The organism is Dolichospermum compactum NIES-806 (assembly GCF_002368115.1).
Taxonomy (GTDB): Bacteria; Cyanobacteriota; Cyanobacteriia; order Cyanobacteriales; family Nostocaceae; genus Dolichospermum; species Dolichospermum compactum.
In genome coordinates this window covers 3,011,457-3,035,614 of record NZ_AP018316.1, presented here as the reverse complement: position 1 = coordinate 3,035,614, position 24,158 = coordinate 3,011,457, and the positions used below count along the sequence as shown (strand labels likewise).

The 24,158-nt window shown below is 39.4% G+C and carries 21 protein-coding genes; 10 read left to right on the top strand and 11 right to left on the bottom strand.

The features are described from left to right. Positions 1–56 precede the first annotated feature (56 nt). Both CA730_RS14370 and CA730_RS14365 read right to left on the bottom strand, forming a co-directional pair. Complete coding sequence (locus CA730_RS14370) at positions 57–2,408, bottom strand: EamA family transporter (RefSeq protein ID WP_096668257.1); 2,352 nt, start codon at positions 2,406–2,408, stop codon at positions 57–59. Between the two features lie 424 nt (positions 2,409–2,832). After that, positions 2,833–4,092: an inorganic phosphate transporter gene (locus CA730_RS14365; RefSeq protein ID WP_096671542.1), complete on the bottom strand. Its 1,260-nt coding sequence runs from the start codon at positions 4,090–4,092 to the stop codon at positions 2,833–2,835. Between the two features lie 129 nt (positions 4,093–4,221). Here CA730_RS14365 and CA730_RS14360 point away from each other — a divergent pair, with 129 nt between their 5' ends. Next, positions 4,222–5,283 (top strand): class I SAM-dependent methyltransferase, encoded by a 1,062-nt coding sequence (locus tag CA730_RS14360; protein WP_096671540.1) that lies wholly within the window; start codon positions 4,222–4,224, stop codon positions 5,281–5,283. Positions 5,284–5,802: 519 nt separating this feature from the next. Here CA730_RS14360 and patX read toward each other — a convergent pair. The 3 genes from patX to queC all read right to left on the bottom strand — a co-directional run bounded on the left by patX (position 5,803) and on the right by queC (position 8,882). Continuing rightward, entirely contained in the window at positions 5,803–6,039 is a 237-nt protein-coding gene (gene patX, locus CA730_RS14355) for a heterocyst-inhibiting protein PatX (protein WP_096668255.1), read from the bottom strand. A 107-nt stretch (positions 6,040–6,146) separates the two neighbouring features. Continuing rightward, on the bottom strand, positions 6,147–7,892 hold the full coding sequence (locus tag CA730_RS14350; RefSeq protein ID WP_096668253.1) for an FAD-dependent oxidoreductase: 1,746 nt from the start codon (positions 7,890–7,892) through the stop codon (positions 6,147–6,149). A gap of 315 nt (positions 7,893–8,207) precedes the next feature. Beyond that, entirely contained in the window at positions 8,208–8,882 is a 675-nt protein-coding gene (queC, locus tag CA730_RS14345; RefSeq protein ID WP_096668251.1) for a 7-cyano-7-deazaguanine synthase QueC, read from the bottom strand. A 14-nt stretch (positions 8,883–8,896) separates the two neighbouring features. Here queC and CA730_RS24430 point away from each other — a divergent pair, with 14 nt between their 5' ends. The 5 genes from CA730_RS24430 (at position 8,897) to CA730_RS14325 (ending at position 13,111) form a co-directional block, all read left to right on the top strand. Further along, the gene (locus CA730_RS24430) at positions 8,897–9,037 is read left to right on the top strand and encodes a hypothetical protein (RefSeq protein ID WP_157749982.1); all 141 of its coding nucleotides are present in this window, start codon (positions 8,897–8,899) and stop codon (positions 9,035–9,037) included. 532 nt (positions 9,038–9,569) lie between these two features. Next, on the top strand, positions 9,570–10,652 hold the full coding sequence (locus tag CA730_RS14340) for a Gfo/Idh/MocA family protein (protein WP_096668248.1): 1,083 nt from the start codon (positions 9,570–9,572) through the stop codon (positions 10,650–10,652). Between the two features lie 521 nt (positions 10,653–11,173). Next, the gene (locus tag CA730_RS14335; RefSeq protein WP_096668246.1) at positions 11,174–12,334 is read left to right on the top strand and encodes a ParM/StbA family protein; all 1,161 of its coding nucleotides are present in this window, start codon (positions 11,174–11,176) and stop codon (positions 12,332–12,334) included. 5 nt (positions 12,335–12,339) lie between these two features. Then, complete coding sequence (locus CA730_RS14330; protein WP_096668244.1) at positions 12,340–12,813, top strand: plasmid segregation centromere-binding protein ParR; 474 nt, start codon at positions 12,340–12,342, stop codon at positions 12,811–12,813. A gap of 82 nt (positions 12,814–12,895) precedes the next feature. After that, on the top strand, positions 12,896–13,111 hold the full coding sequence (locus CA730_RS14325; protein ID WP_157749981.1) for a hypothetical protein: 216 nt from the start codon (positions 12,896–12,898) through the stop codon (positions 13,109–13,111). A gap of 56 nt (positions 13,112–13,167) precedes the next feature. Here CA730_RS14325 and CA730_RS14320 read toward each other — a convergent pair whose 3' ends face one another. The 6 genes from CA730_RS14320 to CA730_RS14300 form a co-directional block, all read right to left on the bottom strand. Then, the gene (locus CA730_RS14320; RefSeq protein WP_096668239.1) at positions 13,168–13,749 is read right to left on the bottom strand and encodes a CPBP family intramembrane glutamic endopeptidase; all 582 of its coding nucleotides are present in this window, start codon (positions 13,747–13,749) and stop codon (positions 13,168–13,170) included. A gap of 6 nt (positions 13,750–13,755) precedes the next feature. Beyond that, positions 13,756–14,817, bottom strand: coding sequence for a DUF3326 domain-containing protein (locus CA730_RS14315; RefSeq protein WP_096671538.1), 1,062 nt, complete (start codon positions 14,815–14,817; stop codon positions 13,756–13,758). 66 nt (positions 14,818–14,883) lie between these two features. Beyond that, positions 14,884–15,054: a hypothetical protein gene (locus CA730_RS24910; RefSeq protein WP_172891189.1), complete on the bottom strand. Its 171-nt coding sequence runs from the start codon at positions 15,052–15,054 to the stop codon at positions 14,884–14,886. A 66-nt stretch (positions 15,055–15,120) separates the two neighbouring features. Further along, on the bottom strand, positions 15,121–15,438 hold the full coding sequence (locus CA730_RS14310) for a 2Fe-2S iron-sulfur cluster-binding protein (RefSeq protein WP_096668237.1): 318 nt from the start codon (positions 15,436–15,438) through the stop codon (positions 15,121–15,123). 252 nt (positions 15,439–15,690) lie between these two features. Further along, a complete protein-coding gene (locus tag CA730_RS14305; protein ID WP_096668235.1) occupies positions 15,691–16,365 on the bottom strand; it encodes a hypothetical protein in 675 nt (224 codons plus the stop codon). Then, positions 16,365–17,549, bottom strand: coding sequence for an AAA family ATPase (locus CA730_RS14300; protein ID WP_096668234.1), 1,185 nt, complete (start codon positions 17,547–17,549; stop codon positions 16,365–16,367). The genes CA730_RS14305 and CA730_RS14300 overlap by 1 nt, the downstream gene beginning before the upstream one ends. A 304-nt stretch (positions 17,550–17,853) precedes the next feature. On the opposite strand from CA730_RS14300, the gene mnmG reads away from it, so the two are divergent. The 4 genes from mnmG (at position 17,854) to CA730_RS14280 (ending at position 23,954) form a co-directional block, all read left to right on the top strand. Further along, positions 17,854–19,767 carry a tRNA uridine-5-carboxymethylaminomethyl(34) synthesis enzyme MnmG gene (gene mnmG, locus CA730_RS14295; RefSeq protein ID WP_096668232.1) on the top strand — a complete coding sequence of 638 codons (1,914 nt, stop codon included), beginning with the start codon at positions 17,854–17,856 and terminating at the stop codon, positions 19,765–19,767. A 266-nt stretch (positions 19,768–20,033) separates the two neighbouring features. Further along, a complete protein-coding gene (locus tag CA730_RS14290; RefSeq protein WP_096668230.1) occupies positions 20,034–21,293 on the top strand; it encodes a hypothetical protein in 1,260 nt (419 codons plus the stop codon). Between the two features lie 446 nt (positions 21,294–21,739). Further along, positions 21,740–23,404 (top strand): alpha/beta hydrolase, encoded by a 1,665-nt coding sequence (locus tag CA730_RS14285; protein WP_096668228.1) that lies wholly within the window; start codon positions 21,740–21,742, stop codon positions 23,402–23,404. A gap of 364 nt (positions 23,405–23,768) precedes the next feature. Next, positions 23,769–23,954, top strand: a complete 186-nt coding sequence (locus CA730_RS14280) for a hypothetical protein (RefSeq protein ID WP_096668226.1) — start codon at positions 23,769–23,771, stop codon at positions 23,952–23,954. The last annotated feature ends 204 nt before the right edge of the window (positions 23,955–24,158 follow it).

Here is a 24,158-nt window from a genome sequence, read left to right as displayed (position 1 = left end):
CTGACTCCTGACTCCTGACTCCTGACTCCTGACTCCTGACTCCTGACTCCTGACTCCTATTTAGATGCTTGTACCTGATTAGGTGTTTTTTTCCAGCTAATACTTGCTGCACCAAGGGTCACTAAGATAACTCCGATAACTTGGACAATATCTAGAGATTCTTGCAGCATGATCCCGGCGAAAATTACGGTTAAAATCGGGACTGTTGCTCCAATTAAAGAGGAAAATGGAGAACCTAGTTTACGAATGCCAAAATTATTGAATAAGTAACCGCACAAAGTTAAGACACCTAATATAAACGCACTTAATACCAATTCAAGGACGTTAGATGAGCTAATTGCTAAACCTAAATTACCGGGTAATGGAATTATTAAGCAGATAAAACTTAATAACAACATGGTCGTAAAGTTAATTAAAGTCAAAGATACGGGATGTAACTTGAGTTTAGTGGCACATATCCTGGTGAGAATGACGTAAATTGCAAATGCGATCCCGGATAGAATGGCTGTGGTGCTGCCTAATGAGGTGTTATTCACCCCTACCGACTGACTACCTAAAACTAATAATTCACCACAAAAAATTGCTGCCATTGCTCCAGTAACTAGTAGATTAGGACGTTCCTGAAATAGAAACCAGGACAGAAACACGCTCATGACTGGATAGATAAAGAAGAGGGCGATCGCCATTCCTGTTCTTACTTCACCAATAGCAATGTAAATAAATACCTGGGATAAAAATAATAAACAACCGCTAACTACTGACAAAAATAGAGCCTGTTTAGTTTTCTTCTGAGTAGGCGTTGCGTTTGCTCTCAATGAAGCAAATAAATTCTCTAATTCTTGCCAAATAGGAGGATGTAATATAGGTGATAAAAGTAACATTAATGGCACAACCACTAATAGACGCAGCATCAAAATCAAGAAAATATTCCCCAATGTCGGAAAGATTAACTGTTGTGTTGGTAATCCTCCCAAGGGATTAGAAGCCGTAAAGAAAATCGCTTTAATTGCTACGTTGTAAAGAGACGAAACCACTGTAGATAAAGCAATAAACAGAAACCCTATCTGCAACTGTGACCAATTAGGAGATGTCTGGGATCTTTGTTGTCTGGGAGCTATTTGTTGTTTGGGTGTAATTGGTTCTTCAGGCTTTGTTGGTTGTCTAGGAGTTGTTTCCCGTCTTAATTTTGGTGTTGGCGGTCTTCCTGTGGGTAAATTAGGAGTTAAAACAGAAAGTGGTTCAGGTTTGGTATCTCCCAGGGAGGGCGCTGTTAATACCTTAGAAGTCAAAATAGCACCAAGTTCAGAATTTGGATCTGCTGATGGTGTATCTGGATTTCCGAAAGAACTACTTTCAGGCACTTTATCTGCGGCCGATGGATCTAGACTTACAAAAGAACTAGATTCAGGTGTTTTATTGTCTGGTATGACTGTTGGTAAATCTGAATTTACGAAAGAACTGGATTCAGGTGTTTTATTGTCTGGTATGACTGTTGGTAAATCTGAATTTACGAAAGAACTGGATTCAGGTGTTTTATTGTCTGGTATGACTGTTGGTAAATCTGGATTTACGAAAGAACTGGGTTTAGGAGTGTTATCTAGTGGTGAAGATAATATCACCGCATTCGCTGCTGATGTAGAATCACCGTGTCCTTCATGAGGAATCAAAGCAACTGGTTCAACAATAATTCTTTGTGAGGATTTTTCCGAAGAACCATTTTGATGAGTTATAGCTTCGCCACGCAGATTATCAGATAGTTGTAGAACTGTAGGTGCGCCACCTGTGGTTGTTTTAACAGAGTTAGCATCTCGATTTTTTTCTACTTCACTTCGCAACCGATTCACAAATTCTGCTAGTATTGCTTCCCCTTGATGTTGTTGGCTATACATCCGTGACAACTGTTGGGAAAGATCACCTTGATAATTTTTGAGTTCTTGTAATAGTGAATTAAAAGCAATAGTTACCCTATCATCCAGACTGTCTAACATATTAGTGACATTCTGTCCGAGTTCATTAATAGCATTATTGTTTAGTTGAGCATTTTGCAGCGCAGATAAATCAGAAGAGTCATGCTCTACGGCTTGAGTAGCTAAAGTTTTCAGTGAGGATTGTAATTGGGAAGATATATGTTTGGCTAAAACTTCTGCTAATTGACGGATTAATACTTGCTGTTCAGTGATTTGCCGGGATTGTTGTAGATTTTCTTTTTCCTCAATTAACCGTTGAATATCGCCAGATAAGCGATTTTTTTCAGTTTCTAGCCGTTTTACATCTTCCTGCAACGACCTCAGCAGATTTTGTTGAAGATTTTCTAGATCTTCAACTACATCCCATAGAGCATTTTCTGCCGCTCTGGATAGCTCACCTCTAATGCGTGGGTTTTCTGGTCGCTTCTCAAATCGCCCCATCGGTTTCTAGCCTCTAACACCTTGATGATTAAGTTACTCGGCACTTTTGCGCGAACAACACCTGTATTAAGTTTCCTTGAGAAAAGACAGGAAACTGAACAATTTCACTGAACTTATAAATTTAATTAACTTATAAAAGCCTTACAAATGAATACCTAACTACCAGCATCAAATCCGTACGGAATATCTATTGCTTGATAGTTGCCATCATGATGGTAGACTATTAATTTATAGAAAGGAACAGGGAATAGGTTTTGGAAGATTCTACTGCTTGTTAGATAACATATTTTGTTTTTTTCTGTCCACCTATCTAGTACAGCACGGCGTAAATAAATCAACCATTCTTAATCGCCAAAAAGCTTGGCCAATATTGCTTTTGACTTTTGACTTTTGACTTTTGACTTTTGACGAACGCCTTGCGGTACTAGTGCCAGTTTAATGCTTTGAAAATTACCATAATAGTAGTAAAAATAGTGGCACTGAGGGCGACGCTGATGGGAATGGTAATTAACCAAGCGGCGGCGATATTTTGGATAGTGGCAAATTTGATTGATTTAATGTTTTGTACCAGTCCAATGCCCACAACTCCACCGACAAGGGCATGGGAGGTAGAGACTGGTAAACCTAAGCGGGAAGCTAATAAGATGGTGATGGCTGTGGCTAGTTCGGCGCAAAATCCGCTACTAGGTTCTAAGGAAATAATATTTTCGCCTATTGTAGCAATAACTTTTTTGCCCCAAACGGCTAAACCTGCCACAATGCCGATCGCACCGAGAACGAGAATCCACAAGGTAATGGGGAGTTTATCACTGGGAACTTTACCTTGGTGGTTAATGTAGGAAATTACTGCTAGAGGAGCGATCGCATTCCCAACATCATTAGAACCGTGAGCAAAAGCCACAAAGCAAGCACTCAGCACTTGAAATCTGGCAAATAATCCTTGGATTTTATTGTCAATTTGACTATTTACCAATTGTCGCCAACTGATCAAGGTCAAGCTAATTACGGCGATTCCACCAATGAATAGGGTAATGTCGTGAGCGGGAACATTAAATTTTCCCTCTGTGAGTAAGAACTGGCTCAAGGGTTGAGTGATTGTCGGCAGAACGATAATGCCAAATACACTCAATAGCAATGTACTTAACCAGGGAATCCATTCTTGTAGCTGGGAGAGAGGTTGGGGTTGGTTAAAAATCCATTGTTGAATCAGACTATACAAACTACTGGCGATCGCTCCACTAATTATCGGTGTTAAAATCCAGCCTATGGTAATTAAACCAATGGATGACCAATCTATTGCCTCTACTCCCAATGCTACCCAACTAAAGCCAGCGATCGCCCCCACAATCCCATGAGACGAAGAAACCGGTAAACCCCTAGCTGTGGCAATTTGTAGCCAAATCCCAGCCGTTAGCAGTACCGAAATCATCCCCATCACTAAAGTTTGTGGTATCGTCGCAAATAAAACCGGATTCGCAATTTTCGTACCCAGAGTAGACGTTACCTCTTGTCCAAACAAGACAGCGCCAAGAAACTCTAACACCCCAGCAATAATAATTGCCTGTTTCAGGGTAATCGCCCCAGAACCCACAGAAGTCCCCATCGCATTAGCAACATCATTTGCACCCAAATTCCAGGCGACATAGAAGACTAAAAGAGCGACTATCGCAGTTTGCAGTTCCATAAAATAAACCATTCACACCTGTTAACAGGTAAAAATTGTTATGAATCATTTACATTTTCCATGTGTTTGGCTATAAAAATTTGGGCGAGCGATGAAACTCAACACAATCAACAAAACCTAATTTTATCTATGTTTGATATTTTCCCAAAATTAAGCTATCAAGCCCTGCAATCAGGAAAGAATTACTTTGCTTTTACTCACAAAACCGTAAGTTCACAGATCAAAAACCTAATTTATCCATCACTTCAGCCGAATATCAGTCCTTTATCCCCGAAATTGCTCACACAACTCCAAGACAGCATGAACCAGTTATTGGCAAGAGACTGGGAAGATAGTCAAGCAGGTGTGTATCCACAAAATTTATTATTTGATGATTCTTGGGAAGACTTCTTCCGCTACTATCCATTAATATGCTTAGACTTACCAAATATCTGGGAACGCATTAAAAACCGGAGATATCAAGAATTTTCCCAGGAAATAGCCACAGATAACTATCCCAGCTACTATTTACAGAACTTCCATTACCAAACAGATGGCTATTTGAGTGAACTTTCAGCCAATTTATATGACTTACAGGTGGAAATTCTGTTTGGTGGCTCAACTGATGCAATGAGAAGACGCATCCTCTGTCCTCTCAAATCTCAACTGACAGCATTTGACCATATTCCCCAAGAACAACTCCGAGTCATAGATGTTGCTTGTGGTACTGGACGAACATTGAAGTTAATCAGATCAGCACTACCCGACGTATCTTTATTTGGTATAGATTTATCCTCAGCCTATTTGCGGAAAGCCAACGAACTATTATGTCAAATTCCTGGAGAATTACCGCAACTCGTACAAGGAAATGTCGAAGAGTTGCCTTATCGAGATAATTATTTTCATGGCACGACTTGTGTTTTTCTGTTTCATGAGTTACCAGCGGCAGTTCGTCAAACTGTAATTGAAGAATGTTTTCGGGTTACAAAACCAGGAGGCGTTTTCATCATCTGTGATTCCATTCAAGAAAATGATCTACCGGAGATGGAATTAGTGATCAAAAACTTCCCAGAGACTTTTCATGAACCTTATTACAAGCATTACATTACAGATAACCTAGTAGAGCGTTTAGAAAAAGCGGGATTTGAGCAAATAGAAACCCAAGTTCACTTCGTAAGTAAATATTGGATTGCTCACAAGCCAAGTTACTAAAAATTCAGCATTCACGATGACAGTTGATAACTAAGAAAAGTTTTCTGTTCCCTCACTTCTGGTAATTATTCCCACCTACTAACGCCCAATGTGTACTGGACGCGATTACCACAGGTGAGATCGGTGCGTGTATTAGTGAGTTGGTCACCAATACACGCCAAGGTTTGAGCAATTACCAGATGTTTTGATGAAATATTGAACAATTTTCGAGCGATGAAGTGCTGTAACTGTCTATGTTTTTAGCAGAGAAACTGCAATACTATTAGCTTGCGTGATGACGCAGAAGCCATGCAACTGATCAAAGATATAGGGCTTGTAACTATCTATCTATATCTGGTGTCAGTAAAAGGGAACTTTTGAACGATACAATCAAATAAGTGTAGTGCTGTAACTGTCTATACCGTTTCAGTTCAAGAAGTGGTATGTAGGATGTAAAAGATCCAATAATCCGGTAATATCATTTCTGGGTTGGCACGTATTGCGCTCCAACGATTAAATCACAGAACTGAAATTGCCAACTTATCCATCTAATCCTCTACGACCACTACCTCGATGAGGATTGGGCTTTTCGGGTTGATTGGGGCTAGGTTTGGAGTTATCAGCCAGGTTGAAACTCTGGTTTAACACCAAAGGTGAAAGCTGGTAATGGGACTTAGCCATTGACAGAGCGGAAAAACGAGTCTGTACTGCTTCGCAGTTAAAAGCTAAGGAGCCAAATACCAGACTCGATACTAAAAGTGAAATGGCAGCACGCATAGTAGATGTCTATTTTAGAACTCTCTACTTCACTAATACTTAACTTTTATATGTCTATCCGGAAAATTTGCGAAAAAGTATTGTATTTTACTGAATAAATGTTCATTTTATACTTCTTCAATATATTCAACAAGTAACCAATTCCCAGACAAATTTGGCCGCCCCCAAATCTTGAGTATTTTTTCTGGGGGTAAAGCTTGTAGTTGCTGATCTATATCAGGTATCAACGCCACAAGCTGCCAATTTGTTGTAGTAAAATCGGTTTCATTTGTAATATTAAATTGGTAATTTTGCTCACCTAGTCGTTGGAATTTGCCTGTAAAGCAGTTGAGGTTTAATTTATTATCTGGTTTCACCACAATACAGGGACAGTTACCATCAGCAGGATAAGCTTCTGGATGGTCTAAATAATAAGTTTGCCAGTACAACCAATCGGGATGATTAGTTAATAAGTTAAACAAGGGAACAATTACGCTAGGTGCATCGTCGTCTGTCAATAATGCAGCCTGCAAACTCTTCACTGGTAAATCCCTGGGCTGACATTCTAGCACAATACAAAGAGAAGCTGCCATACCTGCTGCTTGTCCAATTGCCATGACTACTGGTTGAAGTCTAGTAGCACCGTTAGCGATGTGAGAAACGGAAATGTTTTTTTCACAAACTAGCAAACCATCTGTGGTGGCAGGGACGATAGCGCGATAAGGGATAGTGAAGGGTGTTCCTGTCCATCTTCCACCCCAACGGATAGATTTAGGTTGCAGTGGGAACTCTACACCGGGATAATGGTGATCGTTGGCATAGTTACCGACGGCGATGGCATCATGAAAGGGTAATGCGGTTTTGCTGTTGGCTAAGGGCAAGATATCCCGTTCAGAAACAGTTGTCAAGCCCACTAGGCGGCGACTTTCCCGATAATAGGGATGGAGGGCAAAGGCGGAGTTAGGATGGGGAAATAGGTTTTCTACTAATCCGTAACGTCTACCAAGCTGAGTTTGAATGTGATGGGCGAAATTCTGACTATGCCAATAACATTCTTGCATAAATTCGCGCTTTTTCTCCCCTGCATCTAGCAACCGATTGGCATTTTGGCAGTAATCGTTGCCCGCAATAGGCCAGTTAATCATAAATTGATCTGCTGGTAAGCGTCCATAGTTCAAAAATTTTTCTGGACCATAGTTATCCCAAGCTCCTGTAAACTGAGATGGATCATAGTTAGGGGCAGGGAGAATTTCTGGAGCAGTATTTTCTCCAAAGTCTTGCATCACTACTACCCAGGTTGGTGCTTGGATTGGATAGGTTTGGGTTAGGGAGTTAAAATTTTTTGGTGCGCTGGGTTCTTGCCATTCTGATTGTAATTCCCAACCCCAACGATGAGGGATGTCTCCTAACGCTAATAAGTCTCCTAATTCTGTGCCGTCGAGAATGATTTTGGCGTTGATGGTAAAGTCTGTAAAACGTATACCTGTGATACAGTCGTGAGTTCGTAATACTGCTATGGGAACTTGTCCAGAAATCCATTGCAGGTTAGGTAGTTCTCGTACCCAGTCGGCAAATATTTCTGCACCTATCCGCGGATCATAAGTAAAAAAACTGACCCAACTATTATCTAATCCGCCTGGTTGTCTGCGTTGTAATTCTTGTAAGAAAGCTCCCCATAATCCTGTTTGCCATGCTTGTAGTTCGTTTCCATCTGGTGCAGATACACTGGCACAGGTGAGCATTCCTCCTAACCAGGGAAATTCACTGACGAGGATTGTGTTTACACCTCGTCGCGCTGCTTGGATAGCCGCAGCAGTTCCACCGGTGCCTCCGCCAACGACTAGGACATCGGTTGTATAGATTTGATTCATAATATTTTATAGGATTAAGTATGGTTTGCTGATAGCGTAGCGTGGCGTTAGCCATATAAACCTAGAACTGAGATATATCAAGAGTTTGAAGGTAAAAAAGGTGAAACAAGTGCAAGGAATAAGCGTTGAAACTACCAAAACCCTATCACTTGACCAAATTCAAGACTATTCTTCTCTTCTTCTCATTCTTCCTCCTGACTCCTGACTCCTGACTCCTAGCCCATGACTTACGTCACGCTGCGCTATCACAGATAACTTTTTCAGCAAACCCTAAGTATGGTTTTATAGTTTATCAAAGAGCGATCGCTACTTGGTTAACTAAACATAATCAATGGGATCTTCTAAACCTAATGCGGCAAAGGCTGCTAACCGCAATTGACAGGAATCACAGACACCGCAGGCTGAATCACCACCGGCATAGCATGACCAGGTGATTTCCCAAGGTACTCCTAATTGATTACCTAGTTGGATGATTTCTGTCTTTTTCAAATCAATTAATGGGGTGATAATTTCAATAGGTTGTCCTTCCCGTCCTTGTTTTGTTCCTAACTGGAAAACTTGCTGCATAGCTTCGATATAGTCAGGACGACAATCCGGGTAGCCTGAATAATCTAAGGCATTAACGCCAATATATACTCTTTGGGCGGCGATCGCTTCGGCATAGCCCAAAGCAAAACTTAAAAAGATGGTATTCCGGGCAGGAACATAGGTGACAGGAATATTATCTGCCATTTCGTCGAGCGATCGCCCTGCCGGTAAATCAATCTTGTTGTCCGTTAGTGCCGAACCACCCCATTGTCGTAAATCAAAATTGACCACCTGATGTTGAACTACTCCAGCCGCCTTAGCAACCATAAAAGCAGAATGCAACTCTTTACTATGACGCTGTTGATAATTAAAAGAAATAGCGTAACATTCACAGCCATCAGCCTTTGCTTGGTAAAGAACAGTAGAAGAATCTAAACCACCAGACAACAAAATTACAGCTTTCATATTCAGAATAGGAAATGGGAGATGAAGAAATAGCAGGAGGAGAGGGAAATTTGCACAATTACCAATTCCTTCATAAATTGCATCCAAAAGATGGGAAAATTAACAAAATACAACCAACAAAAATTAAATATGTACAAAAATACTCTCAGGAATGAGAACATTAATTGTATAAATCGCCTAAAACATTATACTCTGAGTATTAACTATGTAATGACTTGTAATTTTACTTATAGAAAGGGTGATTAATTTACCGCTGTAAAAACCAAGTATGTACTGAATTTAGTTAATTTTCTAAATACATACCTGAACATACCTGACAACTCCTGCTAAGGGTTACAAAAGTTACAAAGTTAAAGAAAAAACACATTATTTTTCTAATAGATGAATAAAAACAGGATAATTACAGCAAATTGTCATCAAACCTGGAACAAGAACCCCACCCCCAACCCCCTCATCGCAAGCGATGAGGGGGCTAGGATGTACCTTATATGATTGGAAATCGCTGTAACAACTGTTAGCGGAAAAGATCACCAGATGGCGGGAACTGAACCCAAACTTTGAAATTCTTCATAAAGATAATCACTATGTTACCATCTGGATGGTTTAAGACAAATCAAACCTGGCGTTTAAGTATAAAGGCCAACGACCGTAGCGTCTCTAAATTTGGTGGTTGAGGAGAGAACAATAGTGCAAGATAGCATATCAGTGTCAGAGCCAAATCTTTATTCACAGCGCAGCCAGCCGCACCATATTCGCATAGGCGTAATTGGGGTTGGTAACATGGGACAACATCATACCCGCGTGCTGAGTTCCATGAAAGATGTGGAATTAGTCGGCGTTTCCGATATTAATGTCGAACGTGGTCTAGAAACTGCCAGCAAATACAAAGTCCGGTTTTTTGAAGATTACTGTGACTTACTACCCCATGTGGATGCCATATGTGTTGCTGTACCTACACGGTTACACTATGCAGTGGGTATAAACTGTTTGTTGGCAGGAATCCATGTTTTAATTGAAAAACCGATAGCGGCTAGTATTTCCGAGGCAGAATCTCTAGTTAATGCCGCCGCCGAATCCCAGTGTATTTTGCAAGTTGGTCACATTGAGCGATTCAATCCCGCTTTTAGGGAACTTAGTCAAGTTCTCAAAACCGAGGAAGTTTTGGCTTTGGAATCTCACCGGATGAGTCCTTATTCAGCGCGGGCGAATGATGTTTCCGTAGTGCTGGATTTAATGATCCATGACATTGATTTACTGCTAGAATTAGCCGCCTCACCAGTGGTGAAACTGACTGCTAGTGGGACTCGTTCTTTAGACTCAGGTTATTTAGATTATGTAACGGCTACCTTGGGTTTTGCTAATGGGATTGTTGCTACTCTCACAGCCAGCAAAGTTACCCATCGGAAAATTCGCCGTTTAGTTGCCCATTGTAAAAATTCATTTACAGAAGCAGATTTTCTCAATAATGAGATTTTGGTACATCGGCAAACCCCTGTCAATCCTCTGATTGACCATCAAAAAGTCTTATATAGACAAGATGGTTTAATTGAAAAGGTTTATACCACGAATGTTCAGCCTCTCAGTGCAGAGTTAGAGCATTTTGTCAACTGTGTTCGCGGTGGCAATCAGCCTTCTGTCGGTGGTGAACAAGCTCTCAAAGCTTTACGCCTGGCTAGTCTAATTGAGCAAATGGCTTTAGAAGAGAGAGTTTGGAACCCATTAGAGTGGTCTTCGGAATCCAGAGTCCAATCTTTAACATCAACCATTTAGCAAAATTTAGCTAAAACTGGTAGTGGGGGAAAATTAATGATTTTTCTCCCACCAATATGAGGGGTTAGGAGTAGGGGCAACGTCACAAGGGTAGGTTTTTAATATTGTCTGTGAAGGCAAGACTGGGAAGACTTGGAGGGAACGTAGACAAGGAAGAGTTTATACGCACAATAGTCTTTTAACGGTGTGTTATTGTTGCCAAAAAACATCATCCTGTAGGGTTTTCCTCCCTTGCCACCTTGTCGCCCAAGTCTTGCCCTCACCAGAATGTAAACAACCTACACCTGTCAGAGGGGGGCAACCCCCAGTGGTTGCCCTGTGGTTGGATGTCAAGAGGAGGAAGAAAAAAGAAAAGCTTGACATTTGCCAAAACTGACATCAGAAATACTAAATCATAAAAAATTGACGATCGCCTGTTATGAATTTTGACGTATTTCTAGTTACACTTAACCCAATCTAAAATTTTTTGTAGCTCACCTTTTTGTAAGATGGGCATGATAACTTTTTACAGAGGAGATTTCATGACAGATCAACCGCCCGTAGCTAATCCCATGAATGCTGCTGCTATTCCTATGAACCGGACTCCAGCAGTATCAGCAGCCACACCGATAAATTCTGGAAATTCCGGCAAGCCAACCAACATTACGGGTAAAACTATTCTGAGTGTGGATTTAGGTAGAACCTCCACAAAGACTTGTGTGAGCCGTGAACCTGCTAACGTGGCTTTCATTCCTGCCAATGTCAAGCAAACATCAATTGAGCAAATTCGCGGTGGTGTGTTTGAAGCTAAGGCTACTGACCCCCTGATGGATTTGTGGCTGGAATATCAAGGTAGTGGCTATGCTGTAGGGCAAATAGCCGCCGATTTTGGGGCTAATCTTGGCGTTGGCCAATCTAAGGTAGAAGATGCTCTAGTCAAAGTTTTATCATCTGCGGGTTACTTTAAGCTCAGGGATGAAATTTATGTAGTTCTGGGACTGCCTTTCTTATCTTTGGAACAATTTGAAAGAGAAAAGGCACAGTTAACTAGCTTGGTAACTGGACCTCATGTAGTAAATTTCCGAGGTGAATCCATAAATTTGAACATTGCCAAAGTCTGGGTAATGCCAGAAGGATATGGTAGTTTGCTATGGTCAGAAACTCAACCTAATAAAGCCACAGCAGTTCCTGACTTTACGAAAATATCTGTGGGGATTGTTGATATTGGTCATCAAACCATTGATATGATTATGGTAGATAATTTCCGCTTTGCTAGGGCTGCTTCTAAGAGTGAAGACTTTGGGATGAGTAAGTTTTATGACCTGGTAGCTAAGGAAATAGATGGTGCTGTTGATAGTCAATCACTGGCACTGATTTCTGCGGTTAATAAGCCTAAAGGCGATCGCTTTTACCGTCCCAAAGGTGCTAGTAAGCCCACCAATTTAGATGATTTTCTGCCTAACTTAATAGAGCAGTTTTCACGGGAAATTTGCTCGCGTGTGTTAGCGTGGTTGCCAGAGCGGGTAACTGATGTGATTATTACAGGTGGTGGTGGTGAGTTTTTCTGGGAAGATGTTCAACGTCTACTTAAGGAAGCTAAAATCAACGCTTACTTAGCTGCACCTTCTCGGCAAGCTAATGCTTTGGGGCAGTATATTTATGGAGAAGCGCAATTATCTGCTGCTGTTCGCGCTAGGTCATAAAACTGATGTTCCAATGGTCAAAAAAGGTAGTTAAATCCGTTACGTTCAATCCAGAAATTGCTGATGAGAGTTTATTAGCGCAGGTGGAAAACTCCTTAGAGACACAGCCAGATAAAACTTTCAGTGACCTGTGTAAGGAGGCTCTCTGGAAATTTTTGTGTGTCCCAGAAACTGTACAACCAGTTGCTAGGATGACAAATATAACTACGGTTGAAAAAAAAATCGGTGAGATGCAAAATCAAATAGCTGGTTTTGAGGAACGTTTTTTGGCGAGGGAGTCTCATCGTTTGGAGGCGATAGAAAGTCAAATGTTGCAACTTACTCAACAAGTGGCAAATTTGGCAATTATCCTGAATCAACAACCACTTACTTATATTCCTCCTGATAGCGTTAGCGTGGCGCAAGCCATACCTGAATATGAACCTCAAGAAGTAGACCCCTTAATTAATCGGATTGGTCAGTTTCTTGATGATTTCTAAGAAGAAACTAGGTTTTTCCTGGTTTTGACTTTGAGAAAAACTCTTCATCAAACTACCCCAAGTCCCACCAAATAATGCTGAAATGGCTTATAGGTGGGATATTTTGTTTCGGGAGTCAGGAGTCAGGAGTCAGGAGTCAGGAGTCAGGAGTCAGGAGTCAGGAGTCAGGAGTCAGGAGTCAGGAGTCAGGAGTCAGGAGTCAGAAAGAAAGAAGGAAGAAGGAAGAAGGAAGAAGGAAAGGAGTAAAACCTTGTTATGGACAGATGTTCATTATCTTCATTATCAATTAATGTCCTAAGCACCTTGGCAGTTGCTATAAAAATTAAAAATTAAAAAAATCCCTACCCCTGAAGTCTAAAGTTTTTGGATTTTCCATAAATAGCTAGATAGCCAATTTGTCACCATATGAGCAACTATTGGTAATAACAAATTGCCACTTAATAGGGTGCTACAACCTAAAATAATACCGACAATAGTTGCCCAAATTACATAAGGCCATTGTTGGGGACCGCTAAGGTGTAGGACTCCAAAACAAAGACTGGATACGATTACAGCCGTATAATCTGCACCTAAAGCGGGTAACATTACACCTCGAAATAATAATTCTTCACTTAAACCTGGAAGTAGTCCTAACCAAATTAAGTCCGGTAAAGCTAGTGGTTTTAGAACCATTTCTAGATAATAATCGGCACTTTTGCGATAGGGAGGGGAAAGACGATAAGCTAAACCACTTAATATGGTAATAATTACACCTAAACTAATTCCTAATAATAAATCTTGTTCGTGCCAGTGCCACTTAAAAAGCACAATGTTACCCCAGCGCAACCATAATTTAGCAACTATCCAGAGAATAATTGCGGTTACACCCATTGCTACTAAGACTTGGGTGCGTGTTAAATAGGGTATTTCTGGTTCTTGATTTTGTTGTTCAATCACAGGATTTTAAAAAATAATTGGTAATTGGTGATTGTTAATTGTTAATGAGGAAGGATTGATACCTGCTTTATGAGCGACTAATACACCTACTGCTTCTAAATATGAGTTTACCTGTAAGGTGGGAATTCTTAACATGGATCCACGAACTTGCATCAAAGTTTTATTTTCCGCAACTGTAATTATTTGACATTGTTTCTGACTTAAACTCAATAAAGCACTACTTCCACAAGCTGTGGCAGAAATGATTAAAGCATCAACTTGATCTGCCCAGATATCAGTGGATAAAGAATTGTAATTTTCTGTATTAATGATAAATTGCGGGGCGTTACTCAACCCAACTAAAACACAAGGTAAAAATGTGTAGCCCAATTCTTCCGCCGCTGCACGGGGGGATAAATTTGGGTCTGGTGGGGTGCTGGCAAGGGCAGGAGCATGGGCGCAGGGAATTTTAAAGGTACGAACTAATAAATGACTAATGACGGCTTCTACACCGGCTAGAGGATCTACTCCTTGACCTTGGTGATAGTTTTTAATTGCGGTTTCGTTCATATCGTCGGGGAAACGGGCAACAACTGCGATCGCTTCGGCTTTTTCTTCTATAATTAATTTCTCAGCAGCCCGTAACAAACTATCAGGATTGCCAATTGTTCCCCAACTTGCACCTGACGGAGAAGTTCGTAATTCTACGTTTAGCGGTGCATCAGTAATAACATGATTTGTAATATTTAATCCTAAAGTAGCTCTAGCTGCGTCGGCTACCTGCAAGTGTCGCAGCATTAATTCCGGTTCGATACCCTGGTCTAAAAGTAACCCGACTCTATTACTGCGAACCGGACGTAAACCCCATTCTCCAGCCGCAAATTTATCTAAACCATATCCTTCGACATAGAAGCCATTGGGAATATTCCAGTATAGACTTGCGCCGTTCATAACATTGGGGTGAGTAATCAAGCGATCGCATACCTGTGATATAACTCTAGCTACTGGCAATGCATCACCAGCATAACCGCCAATCGCCGCCCCAATGCCGGTAGGTATAATTAAAATTACGGTGTATGGTTTTTGAATGGGTATCACAGGTTTTTTCGCGCAATCCCTCTTAGGGATATCGTAGAGTAGATGCAAAGAAGAAATTTAAGCGGTAACTACGGCTTCTACTGTTACGGTTTGTGCTTCTTGATTAACAGCGGTAATAGCCCAACGGAGGGGTTCACCTTGTTTTTGCAATTCCGCTGTAATGGCTTTTTCTAATTCTGTGGGAGTTTCTTCTAATTCGATTTCAGCGGAAATAAAGTGAGTTGTCATAATCCTAAATCCTTTGCCTTGATGATTTTGAGAATATAGAAACTTTTTGGTGATTGGTGATTATTATCAACCTTTCCCAAATTGCGCTTTATAAACAATCTCTTCTTTTTCTGTTTCGATTTTTAAATCAGAAAGAGGTTTAGCAACACAAAGCAGCGCATAGCCTTGTTTTTGCAAATCTAGACCTACACCCATACCATCCTCTTGATTTACAGTTCCCTCTGTAATCAAAGCCGCACAAGTTGTACAAACACCAGCACCGCAAGAAGTCGGTAAGTCTAAACCATTAGCTGAGGCCGCGTCAAGAATATTTTCATCTTCAGAAACTTGCAGGGTATGTTTTGTACCTTGGTGGTTAATTTCTACGGTGTAAATTTTGGACATATATAGCAGCAGTGTTCGACAACAGACAAATATTCTATTCTACTTGTTGACATTATTAGGACATTCTACCATATTTATTCTTAAATTTGACTTAATCCTCAAGGCTTTTGGCTGTTGTTGAATTTGGTTCGTTTATATTTATGGGGATACATCCAACTGTGCTGTCATTAACCATCTGCAAGATGTCAGTTATAGCAGGAGTCAGAAGAAAAACCCTCTGGTAGCAAGAGTTTGACCTGGCATTAGTTATTTTCACAACTTTGATTTAATCATATTACAAAATTCTATGAAAGTTTGAAAGGTAGGTAAATGCTCAGTTTCATTTTGAACCCTGGCTATTAATTGTTCTAAATATTCTTCTTTTATGACTTCATTAGTAATTTTATAATGTTTAAGATTGTTGATCTTAAACAATTCTTTTAAATAATCCTTATGAAATTGAGCATGAGTATTAAAATTTTGTTTACCCATAATTTCTGGACAATTAACTGAAACATCGTAATAATTTGTATAATCTAACAATGGACTAATTTCTGGCTGTAAAGGGTAAATTCCTTTATTTCCTAAGCACCAGGTGTCAAAGCACCGATTTTGAACAATGATATGAAATTGGATATTTCCTAAATCAATATTCTGAGACTTTAAACATTTATAAATTTCTTTTTTTTTATAATCAATAGTAACTTCTTCTGCATCTAAACAAATGACAAGATAATTATATTTACTATACCCTTGAATATTTGCAATAGCATCAGGTAAATGTCTATAAATTATTCCCGGTTGACCTTTTGTATTCAAAAGATAATAGTTATTATGATCAACTTGATGGGGTAGTCCAATTCGTGTTAATTCTGGTAGAAGATACTTAAGCCAAGCTTTATAAACTTTTTCTTCAGTATCTCCCTCGACAAGAAAATAGATATTCATTATGCTGATATTCCTTCATTATATTCATCGAGATTAATCAATTGCATAAATGCTTCATGTCTGGATTTACCTAGTCCAAAATCTTTTGCATCTTTAGCAGTTACTACACCACCCTTACGAGTTACTATTTTCCAGTGTTCCATTCCAACTTTATTGATTATATAAGGATGATGACTGGTGATTATAAATTGTAAATTTCTGCTTTCAGCTAATAAATCACTTAAAACATTAATGCAATTCACTCCTAAACTATTTTCAAACTCATCAATTAACATCATAGATCCTTCAGGAGCAAAATAACATTCGCTGATTTGCATTAGGGTTTTATACATACCAGATGATATATATTTTTGACTAATCCAATGATTTACTCCTCTTTCTTTTATTTTAATTGTTAGAGGAGCTTTTTTTTGAATAGAAATAACCAAATTATTCTCTTCACTTTCATCTTCATCTTGTTCTATTTTTATATCTTCTACTTGTTCAAATATATTTATAAATATTTCTTTAATCCCTTGAAATATTGGATCTTTTTCGTAATATGCAAGTAATAATTTAAGCTGAACTGGCAAGTTAGATTCATAATACTTTTGAATAATCATCCTTCTTTTATCTAAAGAAACATCATTAAATATTGTATCTGCAAGAATATTATAAATAAGATTTATACTAGTCGAATAAGAATTTCCCCATTCTTCAGTCGAAATAATTTTCTTGAATCCATGCTGAACTGCGGCTATATCCGGTTCTCCACTTAATGTTTCAACTACACTTTGAATTGCTGAAAGCTTGATTGGTAGCTTATTATTCTTAAACTTGATTTCGCTTTCATTTCTATCTATTATTAACTCTCCATTTTTAGATAAAGACTCCTTCTTCATATTGACATTACTATTATTAGAAAATTTATCTTCTAGATCTTCCAAGATTAAACCATCTGAAATATTGCACTCAAACTCACCACTCCAATGATATTGATTATTTTCATAAGTAAAGTATACATCCCATTCAATACCATTGAGTGATTTACCCTCAGATATTTTTTGTAAATCAAGTATTGCTTGTAAAATTCTAGTTTTACCAACACCAGAAACACCCACTAAAAGATTTAATTCAGAAAACCGGATTGGCTCAAGCCGCCATTCTCTTTTATGGTCATAATAGCTTAGTTGATTGATTTTCATGTTTTTACATCTAAATGATATTTTCAAAAATAAACCTGACACAGTGTATTTTAACTTAATCTTTTTAGCTTAAATAAAAATTCATAACCATAAATTGATTAATTGTAAATATCCGGTAAATTTTCTTACCCATTACTACAGTTCAACCCTCAATAAACCTTATATCTGCTACAACTAAACAATAATTCTCTCGTTACTACTTCTGTAACTAAGCTAGTAAAAACTGAAATCGCCCCTAAATATAGGCTAAAATACTGAATGTAACTAGCTTTTTAAACTTTTAATTTTTAATTCTTAATTGGTTATGACCATGCACAATTCCGCTGAATTCCGAGACGCTTATGATGTGATTGTCGTCGGTGCAGGTCACGCCGGTTGCGAAGCAGCGCTTGCCACTGCCCGCCTCGGTTGTCGGACTCTGCTATTGACCCTAAATTTAGATAAAATCGCTTGGCAACCCTGTAACCCCGCAGTGGGTGGTCCTGCTAAGTCCCAATTAACCCATGAAATAGATGCTTTGGGTGGGGAAATTGGCAAAATGGCAGACCGGACATACCTACAAAAACGCATCCTCAACTCTTCACGGGGTCCAGCGGTATGGGCATTACGGGCGCAAACTGATAAGCGGGAATATGCAGCGATAATGAAGGGAATTGTCGAAAATCAGGAGAATTTGACAATTCGGGAAGGCATGGTGACGGATTTAATCTTAAATGATAGTAATGAAGTTATTGGTTTAGAAACCTATTTTGGCGTATCTTTTCACTGTAAAGCGGTAATTCTCACCACTGGCACATTTTTGGGCGGTAAAATTTGGGTGGGGAATAAATCCATGGCCGCAGGACGCGCGGGAGAGTTTGCAGCGGAAGGATTAACACAAACTTTGAATCGTTTAGGATTTGAAACCGGCAGACTGAAAACTGGGACACCAGCACGGGTTGATAAGCGTTCCGTTGATTACAGTAAAATGGAAATTCAACCGGGAGACGAAGCTGTGCGATGGTTCAGTTTTGACCCCGAAGTGTGGGTAGAACGGGAACAAATGCCTTGTCACATGACCCGGACAACCCCAGAAACTCATCGGTTAATTCGGGAAAATTTGCATCTGTCGCCGGTGTATGGTGGTTGGGTGGAAGCAAAAGGACCTCGCTATTGTCCGAGTATTGAAGATAAGATTGTCCGCTTTGCCGATAAGGAAAGTCACCAAATCTTTATTGAACCGGAAGGAAGAGATATTCCTGAATTGTATATTCAAGGTTTTTCCACTGGTTTACCCGAAACTTTGCAAATTTTGATGTTGCGGAGTCTGACTGGTTTGGAAAATTGTGTGATGTTGCGTCCGGCTTATGCTGTAGAGTATGATTATTTGCCCGCAACTCAGTGTTTTCCTACCTTGATGACCAAGAAAATCCCAGGGTTATTTTGTGCCGGGCAGGTAAATGGGACGACTGGTTATGAAGAAGCTGCTGCCCAAGGTATAGTAGCAGGAATCAATGCAGTGCGGTTTGTCCGGGGTGAGGAAATGATTATTTTCCCCCGTGAACAAAGTTATATTGGCACGTTAATTGATGACTTGTGTACGAAGGATTTACGCGAACCTTATCGAATGCTCACCAGTCGGTCAGAGTATCGTTTATTACTGCGTTCTGATAATGCTGATATCCGCATGACACCGTTAGGACGGGAAATAGGTTTAATTGATGACCGACGTTGGGATTTGTATAGTCAAAAACAAGAACAAATTACAGGGGAGAAAAAACGCCTGCATGGTACTAGAATAAAAGAGCATGAGGCAGTGGGACAAGCGATCGCTCACGATACTCAAGAAGTAATTAGAGGTTCTATTACCCTGGCTGATTTACTGCGTCGTTCAGGTATCCATTACATTGATTTAGAACGTCACGGACTTGATAACCCCAGTCTTAAACAAGCTGAAAAAGAAGGGGCAGAAATTGACATCAAATACGCTGGTTATTTAGCCAGACAGCAAAACCAAATTGACCAAGTTGCCCGTCAAGCAAATCGCCAACTATCTAGTGATTTGGACTACTCAGCCATTGAGACTTTATCTAAAGAGTCCAGAGAAAAACTCAACAAAGTTAAACCCCTCACAATTGGACAAGCAGCAAGAATTGGCGGAGTTAACCCAGCCGATATCAACGCTCTTTTGATATATTTAGAAGTAGCTAAAAACAAGACGGTAACAGGTAATAGGTAATGGGTAATAGGGAGGACAAATATTCTAGTATGGAAAATTTTTTTCTTCCTTATTCCTTCTCTTGGACAACGGACACCGGACAACTCCTATAAATTTTCCTAACTAATTTCACCAAAATTTCCATAACAGAGTACAATTTAATACCATTAGCTAATCAAATCCTGGACTCTGGCAAGAAAAATCAGCTGTTCAATTAAAAAAGTAGTTGATTTCCAGGAAGTAGCAAATTTGTCCTCTCATTATCTTCAGCTACAACCGAAAAGCCTATGTTACCCAAATCCAGCGCTGATTTACTTGTTTCAGAAGCGTCCGATAGCGCCAGTATGTCCTTAGGCATAGATTTCGTTAATAACGAGCCTTGGACAATAGAAAGCTATGCTGAAAGCTTAATGGATGAACTTTTTCATGATATTGACAACATTCTTGATGGTCGAAGCAAGCGAAATCATCATAGAGAGAGAACCGAATCTGTCCCCGTGCAAACCATGACATTTCAAATGCCAGATGTGGTTTTGCCATCAAAACTTAATCGTCCATTACAATCTACTGCACCTATTAAAAACGTCCAAACCACTACACTAGTGGTTAATCATCCATCTATCAGAGCAATTACAACTACTGAACAACAACAAACCAGTGGTTTAAGTAAACTTATATTTATGGGATTAAGCCTAACCATCGGGACGCTGGGTATGGTCTACTTAACCGAGTCTGGTTTATTAAATACAATAAATGCCCAATTAACTTCCCAAAGTTTGCCAAATCACCGGATACCATCACCTGCGTCTGTAACCACAGATCCTCAGTTAGACTTAGTAAATTATATGTTGGAAGCCTTAACTGTCATAGAACAGCAAGGCAGAACCAATGATAAAACAATTGCCAAACCAGGATTTCCCACTGTTAATCTCAATCAAACTACTGCTTTACCTTTACCAAATACCCAACCAACAGAAACCCTACCACTACCTGTAGCAGCAAACAATATGCTACCTGCTAATAATCGTTTAACGACCCCTAATGTGGTTGAGCGCATATATATTCCAGTGTATCAGTCTCCCGCACCCAAATATCAAATACCAACTGTTCCCATAGTCCCAGTACCACCTACCATACCTTCATCTTTAACAGTTAATAATCCTCCTACCATTAATACTATACAACCAGCAATTAAGTCCGTAACTAAAACACCACAGGTTAATCTCAAACCAGCAGCGGTTAGTCCTCAACCGCTGAAGGTCGCACCACCGAAATTACCAACGATAGTTCCTCCTGCGCCTGTAAAAGAACCCAATAATATACCACAACAGGTTTTAGCACCTAGCTATTCTGCACAATTAGAGGGACTATTAGAGTTGGGTAATAAATCTGTGGCTTTGTTTAAGGTAGATGGTATTAGTCGCCGAATTAATCTGGGTGAAAATATTGGTACTACAGGTTGGACACTAGTAGAAGTCAGTAACGGAGAAGTTATTGTTCGTCGTAACGGTGAAGTTCGCTCTATCTACACAGGACAAAAGCTTTAATACAACTGCATGAGTCAAACAAAAATTAAATATCTCCTGAAGAGCCTGTGTAATCAGGTTCTTGAGTTTTTAGTACCGTACTACGGTACTAATTTCTACACTTCTATTTATGAAGCTAAGATAAATAAATATGCGGAAATTTAAAGATTTCAATAATGTTATGGAATTATTAAGTAGGTGAACAGAAAAATTTAAAGGTATGTGAAGAAAAGTAAAATCACTCAAAACTCTCTTCCTGTTCCCTGTTAAGAGTTCCCTGTTCCCTTGCCCCAACGACAATTTTTAACGCCCACCTACTTATCGATATTAAGATCATTAATCATGGATGTATTCTATTTTGTCTATTGCATCTATAGGATTTGCTGATTCAGAAATGGGGTGTCTGAGTGTGGGATAAAAACCGTAAAATCAGATAGAATCTCCTAATTTGAAGGGCAATATTAAAGATGTTCACAGAGAAAAGCTGGAAGAATTTTAAGGTATTTGCAGGAGCATTTTGTGTTGTCGCGCTGACACCATTTTTTGGAGTTAATTCTTCTGTACACGCAGCAGATACGGTTGTGATTCGTTATGGACAACTGGAGGAATCTGCGTCCTTGGAAGAGTTAAAAAAATCTACGGAAACTGGCAAATTACCAGATAGTTTAGGAACTTATACCAAGAGAATGACTGAAGAACAACGTCGTTTTTTGTTAGAGGGACTAAAAATCCGAATTCCCATCAATGTTGCTACTTTAGATAGATTAATCAATACCCAAATTGGGACTACAATTCTCAGTGATATCTCGACCGCTATTACCCGTCGAGATCAGGCGGGACTACAAGCGATGAAAGGGGGATTGGTTTTAGCTGCTAATTCTCCACAGGGTTTATCTATACTAAGTTTTATTGCTGCCTATCCCAGCAAACGCCTAGAAATTAATTTACCCCAGGCTTTAACTGTAGCGGGGAGTTTAAATGGTGCATTTGTCCGCACTCAGCGGTTTATGTTTGGTCTTTCTCCCCAAGTTAACCCTAAAGATATCAAAGTTGCCTATTCTCTAGATCCTACTCAAGCAGGAAGCGCACAGGTACAGACACTCAAGTTAAATTTCAATGACCAAAAGCGTCAACGACAAATTCCCCTGGATGTTTATTTCTCTACCGCTGCTAGTGTAAATAAACCTTTAATTGTCTTTTCTCATGGTTGGGGTTCGGTGCGGACTGACTTGCGTTATTTAGCCGAACATTTGGCTTCTCATGGTTATGTTGTTGCGGCTTTGGAACATCCTGGTAGTAATGAAACTACTTTTAAAGCAGTCAGCAAAGGTAGAAAACAACTTGTTGCACCCCAAGAATTTTTAGACCGTCCCAAAGATGTCAGTTTTATTGTTGATGAACTGGAAAAACTTAACCAAACTGCGAACAATCCCCTACAGGGAAAACTGGCAACGAATAACGTTATGGTTGTAGGTTATTCCTTTGGTGGGGGAACGGCTTTAGCATTAGCTGGGGGTGAATTACAAATCGAAAACCTCAAACAACGCTGTCAGCCAAACTTAGCTAAGGACAATTTAGGTGAAACTCTTCAATGTGTGGCTCAAGCATTACCAGGAAAAACCTATCAATTGCGAGATGGGAGAATTAAACAGGCGATCGCTCTTAATCCTACCACCTCTTTAATGTTTGGGGAAACTGGGTTAACAAAAGTACAAATTCCCACATTAATCCTCTCTAGTTCCGCAGATAAAATTACCCCTGCATTAACTGAACAAGTTACGGGGTTTGCGAAAATTCCCTCCCCAAAATGGTTGGTGGGTGTGGTTGGTGCTTCTCATTTAAGCATCATAGATCCTAGTCTGACTCCATATCAAATGGGGAAACCAAATACACCTATCTTGAACAAAGAAGTAGTTGGAGAACAAGCTAAAGATGTGCGGAAATTTCTCAAAGGTATCACCCTAGCAATGGCAGCACAGTTAACCCCTGAAGCTAGTCAATATGCTCCTTTTTTGACTTCCGACTATGCTCAAATTTCCTCAACTCGTCTATTTCCCTTTCGCACAGTGCGAGAACTTTCTCCTGAGATGATACAAGAAGCACAAGGTCCAGGTATGACAGCCGATAAATAATAGGTTGAAGGACGAGCAAAAAAAATAAAAAGGCTTGGAGGGTAAACCAAGCCCAACTTCACTCAGGGTAAAATATATGATCCATCCTATAGATTATTTATATTTTCAGAATCCTTCTCAAGAGAGAAGTTTGAAAATCTCAACCTCTGCACCTGAAGCACCAAAATTATTGGGTGAGTATACTAGAGACTGTGACACGCTTATTAAATATTTAATATATTGATATTCATTTAATAAATAACAGGATTAATAAATTGAAATTTAATTGACTCTCTATTACGGATAGCAACATAATTCAGCTACCAATGTGAAAGTTAATGTACAATAATATAATAATCTGTAAATTAACAAAGTGGTGATAATTATGTTAGAACAAGTGTTGTTAGTGGCTTTTGCTCAAGCTCAAGCAATTTTAGAAATTGAACAACAAAAAAAACAGCATCAAAATACTGTAGAATCATTGTTAGATTTCCTGAAAACATCCCCAGAATGGGCAGGAGACGATTTTGAAGAATGTTTAGAATATGTCAATCAAGTGAGAAGAGAGTGAGGTTGGGGTGTATCTGCTAGACACAAATCATTGTAGTTTTATTATTATTCAAAAAGACTTAACCTGCATACAGAAGTTTATTGTATTTGGCGTAAATATTGATTTCGATGAAAGTAAAATATTATGAATATTCAAACCAGATTTTGTGCTTTAAAATTTTTGTATAAGTGTTTTAAAGATCTAGGACTTACGCAAGTGTCACAC